This window comes from Aeromonas sp. HMWF015, assembly GCF_963878965.1.
GTDB classification, from domain to species: Bacteria; Pseudomonadota; Gammaproteobacteria; order Enterobacterales; family Aeromonadaceae; genus Aeromonas; species Aeromonas veronii.
On the sequence record NZ_CAWNZT010000240.1, the window covers coordinates 1 to 5,048 of the forward strand.

At 61.1% G+C, this 5,048-nt stretch carries 7 protein-coding genes; 5 read left to right on the forward strand and 2 right to left on the reverse strand.

Translation table 11 applies throughout. The features are described 5' to 3' along the window. Positions 1-599: ATP-binding cassette domain-containing protein (locus tag AACS18_RS12835; protein ID WP_146184892.1), on the forward strand; the 599-nt coding region annotated here is incomplete at its 5' end. A 167-nt stretch (positions 600-766) separates the two neighbouring features. Further along, complete coding sequence (locus tag AACS18_RS12840) at positions 767-1,240, forward strand: DUF4442 domain-containing protein (protein ID WP_181363445.1); 474 nt, start codon at positions 767-769, stop codon at positions 1,238-1,240. Between the two features lie 33 nt (positions 1,241-1,273). Here AACS18_RS12840 and ybcJ read toward each other — a convergent pair whose 3' ends face one another. Continuing rightward, positions 1,274-1,507 (reverse strand): ribosome-associated protein YbcJ, encoded by a 234-nt coding sequence (ybcJ, locus tag AACS18_RS12845; protein ID WP_005361116.1) that lies wholly within the window; start codon positions 1,505-1,507, stop codon positions 1,274-1,276. Between the two features lie 260 nt (positions 1,508-1,767). Between ybcJ and AACS18_RS12850 the strand changes: the two genes are divergently transcribed. The 3 genes from AACS18_RS12850 (at position 1,768) to pdxY (ending at position 4,230) form a co-directional block, all read left to right on the forward strand. Then, positions 1,768-2,331 (forward strand): VC2662 family protein, encoded by a 564-nt coding sequence (locus tag AACS18_RS12850; protein WP_005352548.1) that lies wholly within the window; start codon positions 1,768-1,770, stop codon positions 2,329-2,331. An 84-nt stretch (positions 2,332-2,415) separates the two neighbouring features. Next, positions 2,416-3,192, forward strand: a complete 777-nt coding sequence (locus AACS18_RS12855; protein WP_108614353.1) for a DUF429 domain-containing protein — start codon at positions 2,416-2,418, stop codon at positions 3,190-3,192. Positions 3,193-3,366: 174 nt separating this feature from the next. Continuing rightward, the gene (pdxY, locus tag AACS18_RS12860; RefSeq protein WP_108614354.1) at positions 3,367-4,230 is read left to right on the forward strand and encodes a pyridoxal kinase PdxY; all 864 of its coding nucleotides are present in this window, start codon (positions 3,367-3,369) and stop codon (positions 4,228-4,230) included. 107 nt (positions 4,231-4,337) lie between these two features. On the opposite strand, the gene AACS18_RS12865 is transcribed toward pdxY, so the two are convergent. Next, positions 4,338-5,048 (reverse strand): glycerol dehydrogenase (locus AACS18_RS12865; RefSeq protein ID WP_258228931.1); only part of this gene is annotated, 711 nt, incomplete at its 5' end.

Here is a 5,048-nt window from a genome sequence, read left to right on the forward strand (position 1 = left end):
GCTTCTATCCGCTGGATCAGGGGCAGATCCGCTTCGATGATCACGCACTGGATACCCTGTCGCTGGCGGCGGTGCGCCGCAGCATCGGGCTGGTGCAGCAAGATCCCTTTATCTTCGTCGGCACCCTGGCGGAGAACCTGCGTCTCGGCCGCGCCGGAATAGACGAAGCGCGGCTCTGGCAGGCGTTGAGCGAGGTGCAGTTGGCCGACTTTGTGCGCAGCTTGCCACAGGGGATCAACACCCTGATGGAGGAGGGGGGCAAGAACCTCTCCGCCGGCCAGCGGCAACTGCTCTCCTTTGCCCGCGCGCTGGTGGGGGATCCGCGTATCCTCATTCTGGATGAAGCGACGGCCAGCGTGGACTCCCAGACCGAGTTGGCGCTGTCGCAGGCGATCTCTGCTGCCCGTCGTGGCCGCACCACCATCGCCATCGCCCACCGCCTCTCGACCATCGTCGATGCGGACGAGATCCTGCTGCTCTCCCGCGGTCAGGTGAATGAGCGGGGGACCCATGGTGAATTGATGGCCCTCGGCGGTCACTATGCCCAGCTGTTCGAGATGCAGAGTCAGGGGGCCTGGCTGGAAGAGAAGCGCGCCTGATCGGCACATTTGCTGTAACAGCGACATGAGCGAAAAGAGGGAACCGGTGCGGTTCCCTCTGTTTTTTTGGGTTGGGCAAAAGGTCGTAACCGTGATCCCTGTGCTTGTCGAATGGCGCAGATGCAGGCAACATGTTGTTTACATTAACTCATCGGATCAGTTCGCATATGGATTTGCAACGCTTCAAAGCCAATCTGGCGCTTCGGCTGTTTGCCTGGCGCTACATTCCCGTCATCGGGTTTTGTGCCCCGATCATCGAAGAGATGAACGCCAAGGCGCTGCGCATTCGCATTCCCCTTGGATGGCGTACCCGCAACCATCTGGGCAGCATGTATTTTGGCGCGCTGGCGACCGGCGCCGATCTGGTAGGCGGTCTGCTGGTGATGGAGAAGGGGCGGCAGCGGCGCAAGAAGGTGCACTTCGCCTTCAAGGATGTGCAGGGGGAGTTTTTGAAACGACCGGAGGGGGATGTGCAGTTTGACTGCGCAGCGGGGGAGGAGATAGACGCCATGATCGATGAATCGCTGGCCACTGGTCAGCGCATCAACCGCCCCATCCGGGTGGTAGCCACCTGTCCGTCATTGAACGGGGATGAGGCGATGGCGCGTTTTGTGCTGACCCTGTCGATCAAGGCCAGCTAGCGGGTTGCCGGAGAGTGGCTCCCCGGAACGGGTTTAGCCAATCTCCGGGCTGACGCCCTCTTTCACCACGACCTTCATGCCGTTGAAGTTGACCACCTGTTCGGCCACGATCTTGCAGCGCTTGCGGGTCTCCACCTGACCGTCCACCTCGACCAGCCCTTCGGCAACGAGGGCTTTGGCGGCGCCGCCACAATCGGCCCACCCCTGATGTTTGATAAGGTCACACAAGGCAACGAAGGGGTGACCTTCGAGCAGAAACGTCTCCATGGGAAATCCTCTAGATGGATGAATGCCGGATACAGCAGGGCGACTATTTTAGGCAGTTCGCTCAGGCAAAGAAAGGAAGAGGAACCACTCGCTGTGAAAAAGTGGCCGATTGTCCTTGAGGTGGCGCTTTCGCAAGTCCTGATGGAGAGGTGAGAGGGCCACCCGTGACGTATCGTGACGCACCTCGTCCCTGCTGGTGTGCCCACACTCTCCCCTGACTGTTAGGATCGGGCCATTCTCAATGGCCCAAGGAACTTTCCATGACACTCTCCCGCCTGCTGCTGGCATGCAGCGCCCTTACTCTGTGCGGTGTCGCGCAGGCCAGTACTCCGGTGCAGGTCTCGCTGCCCGGGGTCAATTTGCCCGCGTCCCATCAGGTGGAAGGGGCGCGCGCCTCGCTGCTCTACGGTCGGACCGGGCAGGTGAAGGGTATTGATCTGCCGATCTTCGCCCTCTCCGATGTGGATCAGTTCAGCGGCCTGCAGCTCGGGGTATTCCTGGGTGCTGGTCGGGTGCGCCACCAGTTTGGCGGGGTCGCCATCAACGCCATCAACTGGCACGAAGGGCAGGATACCGGCGTCAATCTGGGGCTGGTCAACCTGACCAACAATGTGCAGGGGCTTAACTGGGGGGCGGTCAATATCGCCAAGGGCAATGCGCTGGCCAACGTCGGCTTCGTCAACTATGCCGAGCGTACCACTTTCCAGATTGGCTTTATCAATGCGACCAAGCACCTCGACGGCTTGCAGATCGGGCTGGCCAACTATGCCGCCAACGGCGTGTTCCCCATTCTGCCGCTGGTGAACTTCCAGAAATCGTTCTGACCAAGGCAGTTCGCTTTGCGTTAAAGGCATCTGCTGATTACCCTGTGCCTCTTGCAACTTGTGACAGGCGAACAGAGGTAATTGATGACGGCAGGGCAGATGAGTGCAATCGGGATCGGCTGGGATGTGCGTGGCTGGCAGGGCAGTGCCCAGGCGGTGGCCGTGGTGGGCTGGCAGGCCGAATCCAACCGCCTGCACTGGCTCGGGGTGTCGCCGCTGTTTCGTCTGAGCTCGCGGGTGGCGCCGGATCTGGCCGCCCTGCTGCGTCCGGCCCTGCAGGACGCAGCCTTGCTTGCGCAGGTCGAGGCCTGCCCGCAACTGGCGCTCGGTATCGATGCGCCACTCGCTTTTCCCCGCGCCTTGCGGGATCTGCTTAATGGCCAGCCACACAGCTGCGCCGCTCCCGAGCGTGAGATAGACAACCCCTACGCCTATCGCGACTGCGAGCGCTGGCTGTATCAGCAGTACGGCAAGAAGCCCCTCTCTGCCACCTTCGATCGGCTCGGTAACAATGCCACCCTGGCGCTCTCCATGCTGCCGCGGCTCTCGGATCTGCAACTGGTACCGACCGTTGCCCCGAAGGCCAGTCGCGCCGTGCTGGAGGTCTATCCGGCATTGGCCAAAGTGGGCGGCAAGGCCTCTCCGGCACGGCCCGAGCTGGCGGCGCAGCTGCCTGCGGATGTGCTGGTCGGCACTGATCGCTACGATGCGGCGCTCTGCGCCCTGATGGCGCTGCAATATGCCGCTGGTGGCAAGGTGACGGTATTGCCTGAGCTGATTTCGCCACCCAGTGACATGCCGTGTGATGAGGGATGGGTCTATCACTTTGCCCGTCATGGCGTTGAGTACAACGGCATGTGATGGACGGTGATGCGGCGGATCATGGCTCCGCTCACCCTGTCGACGCGGGCCAAATGGCGTAAAAAACCTGTCTTTAGTCAGGAAATTGCCTGTTCATCCCGCGCCAAGGTGGCGCATCGTTATCTTCATCCGATATATTGCCCACCTTGCTGATCCTTTGCTGTGGTATTCCCGATGAAATCCGTTCTCTCTATTCAGTCCCACGTGGTCTTTGGTTGTGCCGGCAACAGCGCGGCCGTCTTCCCCATGCGCCGCCTCGGTATGGATGTATGGCCCATCAACACGGTGCAGTTTTCCAACCACACCCAATATGCCCAGGGGTGGCAGGGGATGGCGATGCCGGCAGGCCATATCAGTGCGCTGGTGAAAGGATTGGGTAATATCGAGGTGTTGAGCCAGTGTGACGCCGTGCTGAGCGGTTACCTTGGCTCCGCCGAACAGGGAGACGAGATCCTGACCGTGGTCAACGCCGTCAAGGCGGCCAACCCCGATGCCATCTACTTCTGCGACCCTGTGATGGGGCACCCGGAGAAGGGGTGTATCGTCGCTCCCGGCGTCACCCGTTTCCTGACCGAGCAGGCGCTGCCGGTGGCCGACATGATGGCCCCCAACCTGCTGGAGCTGGAGACCCTCTGTGATACCCATCTGGCTGATCTGGATCAGACCCGCGCTGCCGCCCATCAGCTGCTGGCCTGCGGCGTCAAGCTGGTGCTGGTCAAACATCTCGGTCGTGCGGCGCAGGACTCCAGCCGCTTTGAGATGCTGCTGGCAACTCCGCAAGGGGATTATCTGATTGCCCGTCCGCTCTATGACTTTGCCCGCCAGCCGGTGGGGGTGGGCGATCTTATCAGCGCCCTGATGTTGGCGAATTTGCTGGCCGGTCACGATGCGGTCAGCGCGTTCGAGCGCACCAACGCCTCGGTGGATGCGGTGCTGCAGGAGACATGGCGCCAGCAGGCTTACGAGCTGCAACTCATCGCCGCGCAAGATGCCTTCGCCCTGCCAGAGGTTGCGGTGCGAGCGGTGAAACTGCCCTGATACTGCGCTGAGTTTCGTCTATCCCGACAAGGGGGTGGGATGCAGATGAAAAAGGCTTGCCAATGGGCAAGCCTTTTTACTGTTTGCCTATTTAGTGCGGCAAGCAATCAGGCGCGGGGATGGCGGAGGCGATAACGCTCAGCCATGGCATTAGCTGCCACCATGGCGGCGTAGACATCCTGTTCACTCACAGTCATTGGCATGTTGCCCATGGTATCGAGAGGATCGCAAGCCAACTGCGCCACCTTGCGCCACTCGTTTTCATCAAAGTGGGTGAGCCCCAGCTCTTGCAGCGTCATGGGCAGACCTGCACAGTCGATGATGCGAAACACCTCATCAAGCTCATGTTGCGGGGCGCGCTCAAGCACGAGTTGGGTCAGCAGGCCGAAGACCACCTTCTCGCCATGCTGGGCACGATGGAGCTCCGGGATCAGTGACATGCCATTGTTGATTGCATGAGCGGCGGCCAGCCCACCGGCTTCTGCGCCTACCCCGCTGAGGTAGATGGTGGCCTCGATGACCTGCTCCAGCGCCGGAGTCGAGACATGGTGGCGTATTGCATCCATGGCCAGCTCGATGTTTTCACCAAGCAGCTCGTAACAGAGCTTTGCCAGACCAAGGCCAGTGCGTGAAGGGCGCTTGCCGACCAGATTGAGCCCGTCCGCCCGATAGCAGGCGCGCGCCTCGAAATAGGTGGCCAGGGCATCGCCAACGCCTGCGGAAAAGAAGCGGGGAGGGGCGGCGGCAATGATGGCCGTGTCAGCCAGCACCACGTCCGGATTTTGTGGCAGGAACAGATAGCGGTCAAATTCACCCGC